Genomic DNA, 19235 nt, shown 5'->3' with positions numbered 1-19235 from the left:
GTCGGGCTTTCACTACTCAATCCCTCCTACGTCGGGGATTTCAAACATGCCGTTCAATCCCTAACGCACCTATCTGTTGTCAGCATTACAAAACCCAGAGCATGTTATTTATCTATTAAAGTTCTACACCCTATTCTTTGCTCTTTATCAAGTACTCCTCTATCTTTGTGGCAATTTTACATCATACAACAAAAAAATGACCAAAAACGTTCGTGTGCGTTTTGCACCAAGTCCAACGGGACCTTTACATATTGGCGGAGTTCGTACCGCTTTATTCAATTATTTATTTGCTAAAAAGCATAACGGTACTTTTGTTTTACGTATAGAAGATACCGATCAAAACCGTTACGTTGAAGGCGCTGAACAATACATAATTGATGCCTTAAATTGGTGCGGAATGCCATTTGACGAAGGCCCAAATAAAAACGAAACTTTTGGTCCATACAGACAAAGCGAACGTAAATATTTATATAAAGCTTACGCTGAAGAATTAATTGCTTCAGGAAACGCATATTATGCTTTTGATACTGCTGAAACCTTAGATTTTCATAGAAAAGACCACGAGGCAAAAGGCAAAACCTTTATTTATAATTGGCATAACCGATTAAAATTAAGCAACTCTTTATCGCTTAGCGCAGATGAAGTAAAAGCAAAATTAGAGGCTGGCGATGATTATGTGGTTCGATTTAAATCGCCTCAAGATGAAACCCTCCGCTTAAAAGATATTATTCGTGGCGATATTAAAATAGATACCAATATTTTAGATGATAAAGTATTATTTAAAAGTGATGGTATGCCAACCTATCATTTAGCTAACATTGTGGACGATCACTTAATGGAAATCTCGCATGTTATTCGTGGCGAAGAGTGGTTACCATCTTTAGCGTTACACTATCAATTATACAAGGCTTTTGGTTGGAAATCTCCTGAATTTGCACATTTACCTCTCATTTTAAAACCAACAGGAAAAGGAAAATTAAGCAAGCGTGATGGGGATAAATTAGGCTTTCCTGTATTTCCTTTAGAATGGACAGATCCTAAAACTGGTGACATTTCCAGAGGCTATAAAGAAGATGGCTATTTCCCAGAAGCTATGGTTAATTTCTTAGCCTTTTTAGGTTGGAACCCAGGAACTGAACAAGAAATTTTTAATCTTGATGGATTAATTGCTGCTTTCGATTTAAATAAAGTCAACAAATCTGGAGCACGATTTGATCCTGATAAAACCAAATGGTTTAACCACCATTATATGCAAGTGCAGGATAATGATGTGTTGGCCATAGCTTTTAAAAAGAATAATTCCGAATTAGCTGATATTGATGTTAATTATATTGAAATGGTTATTAATTTAGTTAAAGAGCGTGCCACTTTTGTGTCCGATTTTTGGGAATTGAGTCATTTCTTTTTTACTGCGCCTAAGTCTTATGATGAAAAGGCTTCAAAAAAAGCGTTTAAGGAAGGTACAAAAGAAATTCTAGAGCAAATAGTTTCTATTATAAATAATATCGAAGATTTTTCAGTAGAAACTCTTCAAACCGAAATTAAAGGTTGGATCACAGAAAACGAAATTGGTTTCGGAAAAGTAATGATGCCTTTGCGTTTAGCATTGGTAGGTGCTTTACAAGGTCCTGATGTGTTTGATATTATGTTTATGATTGGGAAAGCGGAGACTGCTAAGAGGATTGAGGAAGTTATTTCAACACTATAAATCCATTATTTTATCAGCTTATTAAAAACATCTTTAATTTTATTATTTGCAACTATATGTCTTAGTTGCAAATCGAAAAATCATATTGATAAATATGAAGTCAAGGTAGATTCTTTAAAAACTTTACCTGATGGTTTTTATGCGTATAGAAGTGGAGTTGTGTATAATGAAGACTTAAAACTTGAAAAGTTTAGGATTATATTTAAAATCGATAATAAAGGAAATTTGGGAAACCTTAAAATAGATGATTTTAAAAACTGGAAATCTTCAATTGAAGAGACCATAGAAAAACACAAAATTGACACAGTCTCGAACAGACTAATTATGCAAAAGTTTGTGGATTTGAGCCAGAAATTTAAGTTTGGACATATAAATATTGATCGCTCTAATAAAATATCCTTTTCATATATAGATGGTCTAAGAGAGCAATACGTCATCGCTTTTAACGATAGCGTTAAAGCGAGGTACTACAATAAGCCTGATTTTAGATTATTGGAAAATGGTTGGTTTGAATACATTGATTAAAATTTAATAAATATGAATTCTAGTAAGTTTTTTTGTTTGATGCTACTGTTAGGTATAATTTTCTCATGTAAAAAAGAAGAAAAACAAAACCTCCCACTCCACAATAAAAAAGTATTAATCCTTGGCAACAGCATCACTCAAAACGGAAAATACGTCGATTTTTTAGAATATTATTTACGTAAAAATCATCCTAAACAATCATTAGATATTATAAGTATTGGTTTGTCAAGTGAAACTGTCTCGGGAGATTCTGAAGCAGATCATCCTTTTCCAAGACCATGTATTCACTCAAGAGTAGATAAGGCTTTAGAACTCATAAAACCAGATATAGTTTTGGCTTGCTACGGTATGAACGATGGTATTTTTTCTAATTTTGATGAAACACGATTCGAAAACTATAAAATAGGTATTTTAGACCTGATACGTATAGTTGAAAACTCAGGTGCTGAAATGATTTTTTTAACACCTACACCTTTCGATCCCGACCCAATTAAAAACCGCATTTCTTTTGATGACGAACCTCATTCTTACAAAAACCCTTATTTTAATTATGGCGGTGTTTTAGCAGATTATTCTAATTGGTTAATGGGTTTAAATGATGTGAAAGTGATTAATTTAAACGGGTATTTAAATGAGGAATTGGTGGCAATTAAAACTCAAAAGTCCGACAGTACTTTTATTCCAGATGGTGTCCATCCCAATGAGATTGGTCATTTCTTTATGGCTAAAAAAATAATAACAGACCTTTACCCTGAGATTATTATAAACGACGTAGTTTCAGAAACAACACCTTTAAAAATAGATCCTGCTTTTGTAATGATTTCTAAACGCAGAAAAATAAGATCTGATGGCTGGTTAAAATATATTGGTTATACACGAGGAGAAACGGTAAAATCTGAAGATATAAAAACTACAAAAGAAAAAGTAAAGCAATTAGATTCAGCTATTGAACAGACTTTGAATTATTCTCAAAAATGACAACCTAAAACGAAATCATAGCTCCTAAAACCAACATGTTTTGATTGCCTTTAAAACGAGAATTTCCGCCTATACTGTCTAAACCTTCATTTTCAAGCTTCTTCAAAATATTCGTAAAACCATAGATATATTGGGCCTTCAGTTTAAAGTTTTTAACTCCAACTGAAGCTCCAACTACACCATTCAAATTAAATTGAGAAATCTTTGTGATGTCTTCCGCAGATAAATTTATGTAATTATTGATGTAATAATCCTCTTGCGCTTTGTCCTTAAACTCCAACTCGCCATTGTATTGTAACATTGGCCCAAAATCTATAGTAAAATAATCTGGAATAACTTTTACGTGCAATTGCATTGCCACTTGAGCAGCAAACATCTTGTAATCCACAAACTCCTCTTGGGTACTTACTAAAGCGGGTCTTCCAAGAATACCAATGTTACTTTCAGAGAGTTGCATACCAAAGCTAACGTTATACCAACGGTTGGGAATATCAACAGTAGCAGACATACCGCCTAAAAAACCATCGCCTTGAGTGGTCTCAAAATTATCTGTTGTAATATCAAACTTTGTAATGCCTCCAAAAATGGAAAATCCATTACTGATACGATAGTTTCCGCGTTGAGAAAAACTTTTTGTAACAATACATAGTGTAAATGCTACTAATAGTATAGGTCTATTAATTTTCATAGTATTTTAGGGTTTAATGCCCAAATATAGTTTAAATTAGTAAATCAATTTTTTAACCATTTAAAAACATAGATATGAGTTTCATTTTAATCCCAATAGTTTTCTTCGGATTACTAATTTTAATTTCGTCCTTTTTTGTTGTAAAACAACAAACCGCTGCTATTATAGAACGCTTTGGTAAGTTTCAAAGTATTCGTCATTCTGGTTTACAGTTAAAAATTCCTTTAGTAGATAGAATTTCAGGTAAATTAAGCCTTAAAATTCAGCAATTGGATGTTATTATAGAAACAAAAACGTTAGATGATGTGTTTGTTCGTCTTAAAGTTTCTGTGCAATATAAAGTGATACGTGATAAAGTGTATGATGCATTTTATAAACTAGATTATCCACACGATCAAATTACAAGTTATGTGTTTGATGTAGTACGTGCCGAAGTACCAAAAATGAAGCTAGATGATGTATTTGTTAAAAAAGATGATATCGCTATTGCAGTAAAAGCTGAATTAAATGATGCTATGCAGAATTACGGTTATGATATCATTAAAACCTTAGTAACTGATATAGATCCAGATGGCCAAGTAAAAGAAGCTATGAATAGAATTAATGCTTCTGAACGTGAAAAAATTGCTGCTCAGTTTGAAGGAGATGCAGCACGTATTTTAATAGTTGAAAAAGCAAAGGCTGAGGCTGAAAGTAAGCGTTTACAAGGGCAAGGTATTGCAGACCAACGTCGTGAAATTGCTCGTGGGCTAGAAGAATCAGTAGAAGTACTTAACAAAGTAGGTATTAATTCTCAAGAAGCTTCTGCGCTTATTGTAGTTACTCAACATTATGATACGCTTCAATCTATTGGGCAAGAAACTAATAGTAACTTAATTTTATTACCTAATTCTCCACAAGCTGGTAGCCAAATGCTAAATGATATGGTAGCAAGTTTTACAGCAAGTAACCAAATTGGCGAGGCTATGAAAAATGCAAAAAAGAAAGGAGATGCATAAAACAATTTCAATACTAGTAATGCTGCTAATATCTTTTAGCAGCATTACTTTTGCTCAATCTAAAGAAGATCTAAAAAAATCAGCTTTAAGAGACGCCAAAATAACAAGCGAAGCAACGCTTAAAAAGGATTTTAAAACTGTGTTTAAACACACCTATCCATCTATAATTAAAGTGATGGGAGGAGAAGAAAAAGCTTTAGAATTATTAAAAACTGTTTTTGAAAACTTGGATGCTCAAGGTCTTGTTTTTGAAAAAGCTGATGTGGTTAGTGTTTCTGATGTGGTTTTTGAGGATGGTCAATATCGCTGTTATGTGGAGGGTTTGAATCATATAAAAATGAATAACTCTCGTATAAAATCTAAAAGTTATTTATTGGGAATTTATAATGAAGATAAAAAGATTTGGTATTTCTTAGAAGCTGAAAAACTAAAAGATAAAGCTATGGAAGAGATGATTCTTCCAAACTTTAAAACGAGTTTAAAAATTCCTGAAGACGAAGTTACTACTGAACAAATTTAATTGAGTTCATTACAACTTCTTAAACTTTGGAACTTCTTTTACGTGTTCTTCTTTAGTTTTTTCACTATTAATACTTCCTGGAAACGTTAATGAAGTACTTGCAAACGTAGACCCAAAATTAATATTGGCATAATACACTTGACTTACTGCATCTTTAACTTGACCATCTGATAATTCTTTTAATGGATGAATAAACACAGACCATAGTACACCATCAGAAACTGCATACTTTACATCTAAAGCAGTATGAAAATTTGCCACTAAGGCTGCTTTAATCAATTCATCGTTTAAACTATTAGCATCTGTAATTGGAGAAATAATACGCATTCTATTATGATTAGTATCTGTTATGCACATTAAAGGGATTTCTTTAATAAAAAACTGCCATCCACCAGATTTACCATTAATAGAATCGCTTACCGAAGTGTAAATTTCTTGAAGTTTTTCATTATTCATTTCCTGAGTGAAACTCAAAAAAGGAACTATTAAAAAGAGAAAAAGTATTTTTTTCATTATGAAACGTTTAGAGATAAGTCGGAAACAATTTCAAATACTTAAAACTAATACCCCATTTTAACTAAATGGATGACGCTCTTTCCAATCTTGCTTAGGGTTCATCAACTTAAATACTTGCTTTAAAATTCCGTTTAGAATACTATTGGTATGTTTTAAATACAACACCATAGGTTTTGGTTTTGCACCCACCGAACTCTTTATTTCCATGGCAGTTCTTGCATATACAATGGTTTCAAATTTATTTTGAATGGCAAAATTTACCATATCATATAGCATATTTAAATACAATTGATTTGGATATTGATGTTCTGTATGATAGCCTAAAAAATACGTTTCCAATTGGGTATTGTTGAGAATTAAGGTGTAAAAACCAATCAATTCATCTTTTAAATAATACCCAAAAACTCTAAAACCTTCTTTAAGGTTAAGTTTGTAAGTATAAAAATGATTTTCAGGCAGTATAAACGTATTAAATTTCGCGTTATTTGATACATTAAGGTACAATTGATGTAATTGCTTAGAGTTGGCTTTAATTGTTTCTAAATCTAACTCTTTGCAAGTAATTCCGTTTAGTTTCTTTTTTGCACGTTTGTACCGGGTTCGGTACTTTTTATTCATACAAGCAATATAATCGTCATTTTGAAGCCATTTGTCTCTAACTTCCATAATCATATTTGGTTGTACAATAGCTTTGTGGAGTTTCTCTTTTCTAAAAAACTCAGCTTGAATCATTTCATCTTCACAAAGAAATCCTTTAGCAGTATTAATCGAATAGTCTTTTTTTGTTTAGATTTTATGATTTGTATTATTTCAGAAACTCCTTTGAAAATTTCGTTATAAAATTCTGTTTTTGATACTTTTTCAGGATTAAAAAACAGTCCATGTTGACCTGTGTGTGTCAAATTACCAACTACTAAAATATTTCCTTTAAGTAATTTTGAAATATTTTCCTTTAAAAATGTTTTAAGGCAAGATACTTTTGTGTCTCTAAACATGTCTTTAAGATAAAGTTGTACACGTTGAATTAGTGCAACACCAACCAATGTTTCATCTTTAAAAACACCAATAAAAAACGGGCTTATATTCTCAGGAGAAGCTTCTTCCAGCGCCTTTAGATAAGACCTTTTAAGAAGAACATTATGTGCAACCAAATCATCCCAATCTATTGGAACGGTGTTTATACTTTCGTAAACGTTATAATGTATCAATACAAAAAGAAAAAGACCGAAGTTAAAAAGCTTCAGTCTTTAATTATGTTAAAACTTTACAAAATTATTAGTGCCATCCGCAAATAATTGCTCCCATAATTGCCATTGTAACCATCCAATATCCACTATTTAAAAGAATATATTTTGCACTCTTACGCTCAAATAAAGCATTTGTACCAAGGACAGGAAGTACAATAAACACAGCTGAAAAAAACCGTGTAATGCACCATGCCCAAAAGTACGATGAGCATTACCATAATCAGCCATAAACGCAGCATAAGAGGGAAGTGCATTCTCAATATCTCCACCTACCATACCCATTGCACCAATTTGATGAATCGTTGAAGTAAGCATACTCATGGCTAATAAAACAGCAAATATAAAAGCCATAGCAAATATTTTTCCCATGTTTGCTCCTTTCATTTTTTCCTCGGTCATATCTGCTGCATTCATCCAAGCAGTACCAAAAACCTTTGGATTGTACCAAACAAATCCAACAACTAGAGCTGAAACCGCAGCGAAAAGTATCGCTAAAAAATTAATTTCCATGATATTAAAGTTTATAGTTAGTAGTTAAATATAGCTAAATTTAAATAGAGATGTGTTTTTTTAACACTAAACAAAAAACATCTTAGTTATTTTTTTGGAGAAGATATACTGAATACACTTTGAGTTTTATTGTATTGATAATCATTTATTTCAATTAAATTTAAGAGACTATGATAAAGAATATCGGTGGTTAGTTTATGGTTCTTATTTCCCATTAAAGCTTTAATTTTTTCAGGAAATTCTTCTCGAAACCCATTAGAATACCAAACCACCATAGCAGGGTTTTTACTAGCTTCGGTATTTTGACCATGGAGCCACTTCCCTTCCTCACCGAGAGCCTCTCCATGATCGGAAAGATAAATTAGAATTGTTGGGCTATCTTCATTTTCTAATTTTTTTATGATTTCTTCTAAAAAAAAGTCTAAATAAACAATCGTATTGTCATAAGAATTTATGAGTTCTTCACTACTCAATGAGGGAACATGTTTAGAATCTATTACAGGTTTAAACTTTCTATGAGCATCATCGTATCTGTTTTCATACCACCAATGACTACCCATCATGTGTACTGTAAATAAGCCTTTGTCTTTTTGAGAAAAATGAGTGTTGAAAGGCTCTAATAATTCTTGGTCTAATGCTTTATTAAAACTTAAAACCGACCTTAAACTATCTATTAAAACAACTTTAGTATTGGTTTTAACAATACTGGAAAAACTACTTTCTAATTCTTGGTTACCAATCCAAATTGCTGGATAATCACAACTTTTAAAAATATCAAAAACCGATGTTATGGTATCTATAGATTCATCATATATGCTAGCATCTGTAATTAGTCTTGGTAAACTAGCAGAAGTATATGTGTGTGGTGTATAAACATTCTTAAAGCTGATTAAATTTTTCCTTCTATTCAACAAAGGGGTAGTTTCTCTTTGATAACCATTTAATTGAAGATGATCTGCTCTTACCGTTTCGCCTAAAACTAAGACAATTTTTAAACTATCTATTTTGCTTTCAATTTCATCAAAATCATTCTTAAAAAAATAAGTTTCTTTATGCAAATAATCTTGAATACCAAACAAAACACTATATGGTAATCGGCTTTTTAAGGTATGTCCTCGTCTATTTTCAACGATAATAAAACTTAGTATGGAGAGTATTACAAGTATTAAAAAAAGAAAATTAACTTTTACAGGGCGTATTTTTTTATAAATTCTATCAAGGTAAAAAAGTAATCCAATTATAAATAAACTAAATGCGATAAATGGTATTGAAATCATATCTATAGCAATACTAGGCTTAGTTTCAATAAGAATTTCAACTAAAGCATGTGTTATTGAAATATCCTGAGTATAGGTCCAATAAGCAAATAGCGATAAACAGAAAAAGCATGGTGTAAAAACGATTCTAAATAACCATTTATTGAGTGTTACCAAATAAATATATCCTGAAACCGAAAATTGAAGTATAACAATATGACCTATGTATAATAACCTATCCTCAAAACCAGATAAAGGAATATGAACATATGAAGATAAAGTGATGCAAAAAGTAAAAGCGAGGTTTAAAAACAAATAAAATAATATTTGTTTTTTATGATTTTTTAAAAATAAAAATACTTTACTTTTTTGACTTCCCATTAATATTGGAGCGTATTTATTTACTAAAAATATAACCGGGACTATCAACAAAATTTGTAAAAATGTAAGTGTGAATTTTGTGGTTTCATTAAAGGCAAAAACAGTTATCCCGAACAAAATTAAAACGGTTTTAATAACAGTTAGAGCTCTTAATTGTAGTGCTAATAGGGGTATTGTATTTTTACCCAAAAAGGTTAAATATCTATGAAATTTAATTTGTTTTACCAGTAACATAACAAACAAAGTTCCTGATAAACCGCTTAAAATAAATAATGCAAAATGACCATACTGAGATCTATACATGTCTATTTTGGTATTATAAAGCCCTGTTATAATACTAATAGTAAAACAGCATATCATAAAAATATATAAAAGGTTATTTCTATTAAGTTGAATTAAATTATCCTTTAAAAAATAACCAATCCCGTAAAAAACAAGTGATACACATGCTACATCTAAACTCCACGGTAATTTAAACTCAAACAACTTAGGATACATAAACCCTAGTAGGATTAACATAATCAGTAATATATATCGAGCAACTTTATTTCCAATTGTTAGAACTAAAGCAAACAATAAAAACGATAAAAAGATGCATGGTAAAAACCACATTGGAATTCCCCAATCCATAAATTGAGCATCTCCTTGCGCATAAAAAACACCTATAAGCCCCTCAACAGGATCTAGATTGAAACCAACACTTTTGCCATAATGTCTTCCTATAAAGAGCCAGAATACATATAATAAAATACTCCAAACAAAATAAGGAATTAAAATATTTTTGGCACGCTTAACAACTGAACTAAGGTTAACTTTCTCTGGATGAAACATACCAGCAATAAAGAAAAATAGAGGGATATGAAAACTATAAATATAAGATTCTAAAAAAGGAAAATTATGTGCGTAAATAACTAAAAAGATTGCTACCCCTCTAGCTTGATCTACCCATTGATACCTCAAGTTTTTTTCTTCAAAATTAAAGTTTACTTGCTTCTTCTTTTAGAATTTCATTTTTATCTTCTATTGCTTTATCGATAAAAGCCATTATCGATTCATTTTTTGATTGTCCTTTTTCAATTAAAACTTTTAAAGCTAATGTAACAGCAATTCTAGTTCCAACCTTTTTTACTGATGTATTAAACAAAGATTCTAACTCATCATAAGATACGTTTTCGGCTAATTTAAGGATTTCGGCACGCACATTTTCCTGTTTTTCGATAGGTAAATTAGTGTATTTTTTTCCTAATTGTTTAATAACATCAATTGGTTTTCTTTGTGGTTGATTATTTGTAGGTTTTTTGTTTTGATTATTATTCTTTAGAACAGGTTTAATCTTAGCCCAAGTATCACGTAAACCAACTGTTTTATTAAATACTAATTTTTCTGAAGTTGCATCATCATCCACATTAAAATATCCTAAACGTTGAAACTGAAACCTGTCTCCTACTTTAGCGTCTTTTAAACTCGGCTCGACAAAAGCCTCAATAGTTTTTAAAGAATTTGGATTGATAAATTCCATAAAGCCTTTGTCTTGATGACTATCTGGAGCTTCATCACTAAACAATCTATCATATTCCCTAACCTCAGCTTTAACAGCATGTTGAATTGATACCCAATGTAATGTACCTTTTACTCTTCTGGACGTGTCTTCAGAATAGGTACAATGTATTTCTGTGAAGACACCTTCCTCATCTTTTAAAACACTTTCAGCTTTTATGATATAAGCGTTCTTTAGACGAACTTCTCCTCCTAATTTTAACCTGAAAAACTTATTACCAGCTTCTTCTTTAAAATCTTCTTTTTCTATGTATATCTCGCGAGAAAACGGCACTTTTCTAAAGCCAGCATTGTCATCTTCTTGGTTATTTTCAGCATCCAACCATTCTATTTTATCTTCTGGGTAGTTAGTAATTACCACTTTTATAGGGTTTAAAACTGCCATAACACGAGGTGCTATTTTATTTAAATTCTCACGAATACAAAACTCTAAAAGTGACACATCAATAACGTTTTCCCGTTTAGCAACACCAACAGTTTCAACAAATTTTCTAATTGCAGCTGGTGTATAACCTCTACGGCGTAATCCAGAAATTGTAGGCATTCTTGGGTCATCCCAACCATTTACAACACCGTCTTCTACCAGTTTTAACAACTTTCGTTTACTCATAATGGTATAACTCAAATTTAAACGGGCAAATTCTCGTTGTTTTGGGCGTAATTTATTAGTATCAACCACTTGATCTAAAAACCAATCGTAAAGCTCTCTGTGAGGCTTAAATTCTAAGGAGCACAAAGAGTGAGAAATTTGTTCTATATAGTCGCTTTCGCCATGTGTCCAATCATACATTGGGTAAATACACCATTGGTCTTTAGTTCTATGATGCTCTTTATTGATAACTCGGTACATTATTGGATCACGCATTAACATGTTTGGGTGTTGCATGTCTATTTTAGCTCGTAAAATATGTTTACCCTCATCAAATTCGCCATTTTTCATGCGATCGAATAGATCTAAGTTTTCTGCAACAGTTCTATTTCTATAAGGACCGTCAACGCCAGGTTGTGTTGGTGTTCCTTTTTGTTCCGCCATAGCTTCACTAGACTGAGAATCTACATAAGCTTTTCCTTCTTTAATAAGTAAAACTGCCCAATCAAATAGTTGTTGAAAATAGTCAGAAGAAAACAATACTTTGTCCCATTTGTAACATAACCAAGCGATGTCTTTTTTGATCGCGTCAACATATTCTTGCTCTTCTTTTGCAGGATTAGTGTCATCAAATCTTAGATTTACAGGCGCGTTGTAATATTCTCCCAAACCAAAACTGATTCCAATGGCCTTAGTATGACCAATATGTAAATAACCGTTAGGTTCTGGTGGAAATCTAAAGCGTAAATCGTTTTTAGACATACCATTTCCTAAATCTTCTTCTATAATTTGCTCGATAAAGTTGAGTGATTTTCTTTCTTCAGACATAAAATATGTAACAATTCATGGTTTCTCAATAGAAACTAATCTAATTAAACAAAAATATTGTGTAAAATTAGGTAATTTTGACGACTTAAAATCGGTTGTAATGGGAATTATAAAAGTTGAAAACATTAGAATTTTTGCATTTCACGGATGCTTAAAAGAAGAAACAAAAATAGGTAGTGATTACCGTGTTGATTTAACAGTAAAAGCTGATTTACAAACCTCAGCAAAAAGTGATAGATTGAGTGATACAGTAGACTATGTATTTCTAAATAAAGTAATTAAAGAAGAAATGAATAAACCTTCTCACTTATTAGAAACTGTTTGCAGACGTATTTTAGATCGCATTTTTAATGAAGATGAATTAGTAAAAAAAGCTACAGTTTGGGTTAGTAAATTAAACCCTCCAATTGGTGGAGATGTTCAAAAAGTAACTATAAAAATGACTGATAAGCGTAAAAAGTGATTTTTTATTAATAAAAGTCCTAAAAATTTTTACATTTGCAGCTGATTCTCGATGTCTCGAGAATGACAATTTTAAAAGTTTATCAAAATACTTTATTGATAGATTTTTTTAAATTAGGCGTCGTGGCCGAGTGGCTTAGGCACAGGTCTGCAAAACCTGCTACAGCGGTTCGATTCCGCTCGACGCCTCCAAGAAAGAGATGCTTTTTTAAGTATCTCTTTTTTTGTATAAAAATTAAAGAAATTTAGAATTACTCCGAAGCCTTTCCCTTTATAGGATTGATTTTATCTAACTTTTCCTTTATGAGTTCTTTTTCCTCTGGAAAGAAACCTTGTACCAAAAGCAACACGCCAAACCCAAGTATTACCAAAGCTATTACTTTTTTAGTTTTGTAGATTAAACGGGGCGTGAGTTTGTTTTTAAGTTTTTTGGCAATTACAATTTTTACCAAGTCTACCAGAAAGTAAACAATAAGTATGGTAGATAGAAATACAACAACACCATTCTTAGATTCGGTTAGGGAGTTTCCCAGCACTATAAAAGCAACCCAACCCAATAGCACACCAATATTTATAAAATTAAGCAGAAACCCTTTTAAAAACAGTTTTCCGTAGCCCTTTTTTATTTCAACTTTATGGTACTCTCTAACAATTTCCCGAAAGGACTTAGAGGTTTTAATAAATGTAATTAAACCATAAGCAACTAAAAGTACGCCTCCAAAGATTAAAAAATGCGGATCGTCCTTAACCTTATCCAATAACTTATTGGTACTAAAAAAAGCAACAATTATAAATAGGATGTCGGCTAACATAACGCCACAATCAAAAATCAAAGCACTTTTAAAGCCTTTGGTAGCACTTGTTTCAAGGAGCACAAAAAAAACAGGGCCTATTGTAAAGGCCAGTATAATACCAAAGGGAATTGCTGCAATTATATCGTCAAACATTTATGTAAAAAGAAATCTTCTCACAAAGTAAAGAAATAAAAGCATAAACGAAAAAAGAGCGCTTTTAAAAAGCGCCCTTTTAACTAAACTAAACTTTTGAATATTAATTATTGCTTGATTAGCTTAACGCTATTAATCCCAGACAATGTTTTTATTTGAGCAAAATAGATACCAGCTTTTAGACTAGAGCCATCTATTCTTACTTCTCTATTATTTGGAGAAAGTCTTAGCACTTCTTTTCCTAAAATATCAATTACATTTATAGTTTCAATTTGAGAGTCTTGCCCTTTAATTATCCAACTGTCTTGTGTTGGATTAGGATATGCTCTAAATGATGTTTTGTTGAAATCGTCGTTACTTAAAGGATCACCTTTGTATAAATATAGGTTATCGTAGTAAACAGTACCTAAATCAGAAGAAATTATAAACTGCACTAAATCGTTTCTACTACCAGCTGTAAAACTAGATAAAGGAAGATCTATTGATATCCAAGTTCCTGGGTTAGGGTTGGTTAATATATTAGCATTGGTTGCAGAGTATTCTATTGCGTTAGCTTCTCCGCCACCACCATTCCAGTTTGAAAACTTTATATTAAAACTTTTATCCATAGTGGCTGTTTCAGTAAAAATATCCATGTGAAAATGAGTAAATGTAGTTGCATCAAATCTACCAGTTAAGAACTCTACACCCTCACAGCCTAAACCGCTCACTTTTTTCATAACATCACCACTAATAGTTTCTTCTGTAGTTGTTCCTGGACACCAAGGCGTATCGTAAGTATCAACTGCAATGTCAGTATATGCACCACTAAAAATTGATTTCACATCGGCAGCAGCTCTAGCAGGTGGTGTTGGCGCTGCTGTTGGTGGGCCACTAGCAAAAATATTTACTGTATACGTTTGCATATCTGTACCATTTGAGGCTGTAACCTCTACAGTAGCCGTTCCAGGGATATTAGTCGCTTGATTAATAATACGAGTTGCGGCACCATTTGTTGTTGTTGCTAATGTAATTTGAGGTACTATAACAGTTCCAGGTGCAACTGCATAATTATATGTAGTTGTCCCAGATCCGAAACCTGAAATTTGAACACCATCAATTTGCAAATCACTTAATGATGCATCTGTTGCTGGGTCTACTGGGGCTTTCCAAAAATAAACATTGTCTAAGTAAATATCAACAGGTACTAAGCTTCCTGCCCCATTAGCAGCGAATTTCATTTGAAATACACTATCCCATGTCATTCCTGTAAAAGCAGATTTAGGAATATCTACACTTGTCCAAGCTCCAGATGTATAAGCAATCGATACAAGTGTTTCTCCTGCTCCAGACCCGTTATTAATAGGACTAACTTGTATATCGGTAGCTCCAGGATCTGCAGCTGTCCAAATATCAACATGTAGAAACTCCATAGATGCAGCATTCTGTGCAGTTAACTCGGTTCCTTGGTAATTAAAGTTAGGATAAGCCAACAATAGATTTCCAGTTCCTGGGTCGTAAGCAGTATTAACCATTGTGTGTCCAGATTGGCCCCAATTAGGGTCGTAGTTTGTAGCGACGTTTGTGAAAGTTCCTCCATAAATGGAGATTACATCAGCTGCATCGTTAGTGGGATCTGAAGCATTAGTTGTTGGTTGTGCATATCCAAAATATGCTGTCAATAATAAAAGTAATAATGTAATTTTTTTCATCTTAAATTGTTTTTAATTAATATTAATTGAATTCTTAGTTTTTGGTTGAATTCAAATTTAAGACCCAATCATTGCTAAATCAGTATTATAGACCCATACAAAAAACATACATCTCAAAAAAAGTGTCGTTTTTTTATAGAATCAACAAAGAAACCCTGATATCGTTACTATTCTAAAGGTGTTTAAATTCTTGTAAAACAACTGTTCAATTTTGGTAATAATCCAATGTTGTGGTAATGTTGTGGTAAGCTTAAATACTGTATTGATAATACTTAGCAGATGACAATAAATAATACCTACAAACTTGTGTATGGCAATGATTTAACTTAGAAAAAAGATCGTTAATTTATAAGATTAGGCCCTTTTTCTATTACTAAAACCCAGTCTTTTTGTATAAAACTTAGGCTTCTCATTCTTATCCCAAATCCCCCAATAAGCACCAACATCTCCTTCGGCACCAACTTTCCAAGATTCATCAAAGGATGAGAAGTAAAATATATCAACATCATCCTCTTGAGACCATAATTGAGTATTTATAAAATATTTCATGGCATTTTCAGCAGATGGAAAAGCACCATTTAAACCTTCTCCTTCACTAGGCCAACCTGTTTCAGAGATAATAACTTTTTTACCATTAGCTGCTTTTACTGCTTTATTATACATGTCTTTCATATAAATTAAAGAATATTCAATACTACAGCCTTCCCAATATGGGTAACAATTTGCTAAAATAACATCACAGGCTTCTGTAATTTTTGGCCTTAAAGTAAATTCGTAATAAGCATCTACATAACCTACAGGAATATCTGTTATCTCTCTTTTTACATCATAAATAAAGGCTATAAGTTCTTCTTCAGTTAAATCACCTCTATACATGACTTCATTGCCTACAGCAGCAATATCAACAACACCTTCATTAGCTAGTTTTTTTAATCCAGCAATTTCTTTTTCATTAATTTCTGGTTCATCTCCTAACCATGCACCTACCATAGTTTTCATACCCATGTCTTTAGCAATCTTAGGTATTAACTCATTCCCATCTGTACATGAAAATGAACGCACCCATTTAGTGTGTGGCTTAATTATTTTTAAGCGTTTTCTTATTTGTTTTTCTGAAAGTTGGTCTCCAGGTTTTTGTCCTTCTACATATGGACTAAACCCAATACCATGCATGCCTTTTTTAAGAACACGTTTAAAATAATTTTGTAATCCTTTTGTTGTTTTGTTGTCTAGATTATAACCTGACAGGGACATTATTTTATTAGACTTATATGACATTTAATCTATCATTTCTTTATTATAATTATCTTTTCTTTTATCTAGTTCTGCTCTGATTTCATTGGCACGTTCTTCGGTAACATCATAATTACGCATAATATACATGGCAAGAAGTGTTCCTACCATAGGAAAAAACAGAAAAAAGCATGTAACCCATCAACAGCAGATTGCTGATCTGTTGTAGTCAAGTCTGGGTTAAACCCAACAGTAGCAATTATAACGCCACTAAGCCCGCCAGCAATTGCAAATCCAACTTTTACCATCCACCAATAAATAGCACCAAATATACCCTCTCTGCGCAACCCAGATTTTAATTCATCAATGTCAATCACATCAGCAGTCATAGACATCATTATTGTGAATAAACCTCCGATTCCGAAGGAAAAAATGGTAATGCTATTATATATAACCATGGTTTTCCGGGGATGAATAAAAACCATAGCATAACGTACCCTATTACTGAAATACCTTGCGATACCAAAAATGCTTTTTTCTTACCCATTACCTTAGACATCCATGTTACAACAGGGATAACTAAAAACGTAGTACCCAAGGCCCCCAAACAGCCAAACAAAGACACCCAAATACCAGTAGCTTCTACATCACCATTAAATAGTTTGTATACAATAACAAAAAAGGTGAGTGCAGCAACCGTATTAAACGCATTAAATACTAAAAACGTAGCACCGCATAACTTTCTAAATTCCTTAATTTTAAATGCTTCAATAAAACTGAAGAATATATTCTTTAAACTGTTGCCTATACTAGATAAATTTAATGGCTCATAATTCTCATTCAAGGTAGATTTGCTCTTTATGAATATTGCGGGAATCATGGCACAAATGGCGCAAGGAATAGCAACCCATATAGCCAATTCTCTAACGGCTACTTCTGCAGATGGAAACCACTCAGGATTATACATGATGACCCAAAACCATGGTGCTATTACCCAAGCCCATTGTCCAACCCATTGAGCAACAGCCATAATATTAGTGCGCTCATGAAAATTATCACTCATCTCATAGCCCATAGCTACATAGGGTACGCTGAAAAACGTAAGTCCTAAATAAAACACCACAGACCACAAGAAAAAGTACCAGAAATTAAATTGCAAGGAGTTTTCTCTAAAAAGTTGCCACATGAATATATATGCTATACCCATTATTATTGCTCCTATAAAAACGTATTGTCTTCTCCGCCCCCATTTTGATTTTGTATTATCTGAGATATAACCCATTATTGGATCAGTAATGGCATCAAAAATTCTTGGAAAAAAATATATAAGTGACCACATCCAACCCGTAAAACCTAAATCTTGCACTAAAACCACCATAAATATTCCCAAAATAGCGGGAAACATTTGATTGGCTAGCATACCTACCCCAAATGCTACTTTTTGTCCAAATGGGACTTTATTTCTAGATACTGTCTTAGTTACTGACATACTTTGGTATTACTTATATTGAATTTTTATATTCTACGTTCCATGATTGATAAGTATTATTTTTACTGCATCTCAGTATCATTTAATGACGCCAATAACAAATAAAACTTTTAATTTGATAATTATATATATTTACTTACCTGACTTTAATTTTTAAAATTTTAAATTTTCATGTTTATCCCAAAGCCCCCAATACGCACCAACATCACCCTCGTCTCCAGTTTTCCATGACTCATCAAAAGATGAAAAGTAAAATATTGGAATGTCATTTTTTTCAGTCCATCTTATAGTATCTATAAAATATTTCATCGCAGCAGTATCACTAGCAATAGCTCCATCGAGACCACCTCCTTCACTAGGCCAACCTGTTTCTGTAATAATAATAGGTTTTCCTTGAGCAGCATCTACAACTGAACCAAACATAGCTTGCATATGCCCTAATGCATACTCAATTGGGCAACCTTCCCAATAAGGATATAAGTTTGCTAAAACAACATCTGTACTTTCAACTAAAATAGGATGTCTTGAGAATTCGTAATACGCGTCAACATAACCTACCGGAATATCTAATCCAGCTAAAGCTTCCTTAACACGAGAGATATATCCAACTAACTCATCTAGGGTTAAATCATTTCGGTATAACACTTCATTACCTACTGCAGCAACATCAACATTACCATCTTTTGCCAGTTGTATTAAGCCTTCAATTTCTCTTTCATTATCCTCTTTATCATCACTAAGCCATGCACCAACTAAAGTTTTAAGACCATGCTTTTTTGCTATCATAGGAACATATTCGTTGCCTTCAATACATGAAAACGATCGTATAGCACCAACATGAGACTTTAATATTTTGACCCTTTGCTCAACTTGCTCCATACTTATATCATCACCAGGTGATTGTCCATCCTTATACATGCTAAAGCATATACCATGAAACCCATCTTGTAAGGTTTTATACCATAACGCTTTTAACTCCTCTACTGAATAATCTGAAAGGTAGATACCTACAGTAGCTTTCTGGCTATATTTTGATTTATAATATGATTCTTCTCTATAAGACATTCTTTTTTATAATTTTATTTATTCATTTAGAATCTAACTCGCTAAAC

Annotated in this window: 17 protein-coding genes, 1 tRNA gene and 2 pseudogenes; 7 read left to right on the top strand and 13 right to left on the bottom strand. The window is 32.4% G+C overall.

Annotated features, from left to right (window positions below; genetic code table 11):
• Positions 1 to 196 precede the first annotated feature (196 nt).
• The 3 genes from gltX (at position 197) to AC0L5U_RS14205 (ending at position 3211) form a co-directional block, all read left to right on the top strand.
• Positions 197 to 1708 carry a glutamate--tRNA ligase gene (gltX, locus tag AC0L5U_RS14215; protein ID WP_473417081.1) on the top strand — a complete coding sequence of 504 codons (1512 nt, stop codon included), beginning with the start codon at positions 197 to 199 and terminating at the stop codon, positions 1706 to 1708.
• Between the two features lie 225 nt (positions 1709 to 1933).
• Positions 1934 to 2233 (top strand): hypothetical protein, encoded by a 300-nt coding sequence (locus AC0L5U_RS14210; RefSeq protein WP_473417080.1) that lies wholly within the window; start codon positions 1934 to 1936, stop codon positions 2231 to 2233.
• A 39-nt stretch (positions 2234 to 2272) separates the two neighbouring features.
• A complete protein-coding gene (locus AC0L5U_RS14205; RefSeq protein ID WP_473418299.1) occupies positions 2273 to 3211 on the top strand; it encodes a GDSL-type esterase/lipase family protein in 939 nt (312 codons plus the stop codon).
• Positions 3212 to 3215: 4 nt separating this feature from the next.
• On the opposite strand, the gene AC0L5U_RS14200 is transcribed toward AC0L5U_RS14205, so the two are convergent.
• Positions 3216 to 3899: a hypothetical protein gene (locus tag AC0L5U_RS14200; protein WP_473417079.1), complete on the bottom strand. Its 684-nt coding sequence runs from the start codon at positions 3897 to 3899 to the stop codon at positions 3216 to 3218.
• Between the two features lie 74 nt (positions 3900 to 3973).
• Here AC0L5U_RS14200 and AC0L5U_RS14195 point away from each other — a divergent pair, with 74 nt between their 5' ends.
• Positions 3974 to 4897 carry an SPFH domain-containing protein gene (locus AC0L5U_RS14195; RefSeq protein ID WP_473417078.1) on the top strand — a complete coding sequence of 308 codons (924 nt, stop codon included), beginning with the start codon at positions 3974 to 3976 and terminating at the stop codon, positions 4895 to 4897.
• Positions 4890 to 5417 carry a hypothetical protein gene (locus AC0L5U_RS14190; RefSeq protein ID WP_473417076.1) on the top strand — a complete coding sequence of 176 codons (528 nt, stop codon included), beginning with the start codon at positions 4890 to 4892 and terminating at the stop codon, positions 5415 to 5417. Before AC0L5U_RS14195 ends, AC0L5U_RS14190 begins: the two co-directional genes overlap by 8 nt.
• Positions 5418 to 5426: 9 nt before the next feature.
• Here the strand turns inward: AC0L5U_RS14190 and AC0L5U_RS14185 are convergent, their stop codons facing one another.
• The 6 genes and pseudogenes from AC0L5U_RS14185 to AC0L5U_RS14160 all read right to left on the bottom strand — a co-directional run bounded on the left by AC0L5U_RS14185 (position 5427) and on the right by AC0L5U_RS14160 (position 12301).
• Positions 5427 to 5930 (bottom strand): hypothetical protein, encoded by a 504-nt coding sequence (locus AC0L5U_RS14185; protein WP_473417075.1) that lies wholly within the window; start codon positions 5928 to 5930, stop codon positions 5427 to 5429.
• 60 nt (positions 5931 to 5990) lie between these two features.
• The gene (locus tag AC0L5U_RS14180; RefSeq protein WP_473417074.1) at positions 5991 to 6665 is read right to left on the bottom strand and encodes a hypothetical protein; all 675 of its coding nucleotides are present in this window, start codon (positions 6663 to 6665) and stop codon (positions 5991 to 5993) included.
• Positions 6662 to 7141 carry a hypothetical protein gene (locus AC0L5U_RS14175; protein ID WP_473417072.1) on the bottom strand — a complete coding sequence of 160 codons (480 nt, stop codon included), beginning with the start codon at positions 7139 to 7141 and terminating at the stop codon, positions 6662 to 6664. Before AC0L5U_RS14175 ends, AC0L5U_RS14180 begins: the two co-directional genes overlap by 4 nt.
• Positions 7142 to 7208: 67 nt before the next feature.
• Positions 7209 to 7690 (bottom strand): annotated as a pseudogene (locus AC0L5U_RS14170) (DUF1761 domain-containing protein).
• Positions 7691 to 7776: 86 nt separating this feature from the next.
• On the bottom strand, positions 7777 to 10287 hold the full coding sequence (locus AC0L5U_RS14165) for a sulfatase-like hydrolase/transferase (RefSeq protein ID WP_473417071.1): 2511 nt from the start codon (positions 10285 to 10287) through the stop codon (positions 7777 to 7779).
• A gap of 16 nt (positions 10288 to 10303) precedes the next feature.
• A complete protein-coding gene (locus tag AC0L5U_RS14160) occupies positions 10304 to 12301 on the bottom strand; it encodes a glutamine--tRNA ligase/YqeY domain fusion protein (protein WP_473417070.1) in 1998 nt (665 codons plus the stop codon).
• Positions 12302 to 12401: 100 nt separating this feature from the next.
• On the opposite strand from AC0L5U_RS14160, the gene folB reads away from it, so the two are divergent.
• Together folB and AC0L5U_RS14150 are read left to right on the top strand one after the other, a co-directional pair.
• A complete protein-coding gene (folB, locus tag AC0L5U_RS14155; RefSeq protein ID WP_473417069.1) occupies positions 12402 to 12764 on the top strand; it encodes a dihydroneopterin aldolase in 363 nt (120 codons plus the stop codon).
• 116 nt (positions 12765 to 12880) lie between these two features.
• Positions 12881 to 12955 (top strand) — tRNA-Cys (locus tag AC0L5U_RS14150).
• Positions 12956 to 13014: 59 nt separating this feature from the next.
• On the opposite strand, the gene AC0L5U_RS14145 is transcribed toward AC0L5U_RS14150, so the two are convergent.
• The 6 genes and pseudogenes from AC0L5U_RS14145 to AC0L5U_RS14120 form a co-directional block, all read right to left on the bottom strand.
• The gene (locus AC0L5U_RS14145) at positions 13015 to 13710 is read right to left on the bottom strand and encodes a LysE family translocator (protein ID WP_473417068.1); all 696 of its coding nucleotides are present in this window, start codon (positions 13708 to 13710) and stop codon (positions 13015 to 13017) included.
• A 107-nt stretch (positions 13711 to 13817) separates the two neighbouring features.
• Entirely contained in the window at positions 13818 to 15401 is a 1584-nt protein-coding gene (locus AC0L5U_RS14140; RefSeq protein WP_473417067.1) for a T9SS type A sorting domain-containing protein, read from the bottom strand.
• A gap of 354 nt (positions 15402 to 15755) precedes the next feature.
• Positions 15756 to 16679, bottom strand: coding sequence for a glycoside hydrolase family 17 protein (locus AC0L5U_RS14135; RefSeq protein WP_473417066.1), 924 nt, complete (start codon positions 16677 to 16679; stop codon positions 15756 to 15758).
• Positions 16680 to 16805 carry a hypothetical protein gene (locus AC0L5U_RS14130; RefSeq protein WP_473417065.1) on the bottom strand — a complete coding sequence of 42 codons (126 nt, stop codon included), beginning with the start codon at positions 16803 to 16805 and terminating at the stop codon, positions 16680 to 16682.
• Positions 16799 to 18012 (bottom strand): annotated as a pseudogene (locus AC0L5U_RS14125) (MFS transporter). The gene AC0L5U_RS14130 and the pseudogene AC0L5U_RS14125 overlap by 7 nt, the downstream one beginning before the upstream one ends.
• A gap of 264 nt (positions 18013 to 18276) precedes the next feature.
• The gene (locus AC0L5U_RS14120) at positions 18277 to 19188 is read right to left on the bottom strand and encodes a glycoside hydrolase family 17 protein (protein ID WP_473417064.1); all 912 of its coding nucleotides are present in this window, start codon (positions 19186 to 19188) and stop codon (positions 18277 to 18279) included.
• Positions 19189 to 19235: the final 47 nt, after the last annotated feature.

The sequence above is a fragment of the Jejuia sp. G7-7 genome, assembly GCF_055808955.1.
The sequence above is the reverse complement of the archived record's forward strand: the minus strand, read 5'-3'. Positions and strand labels throughout refer to the sequence as shown.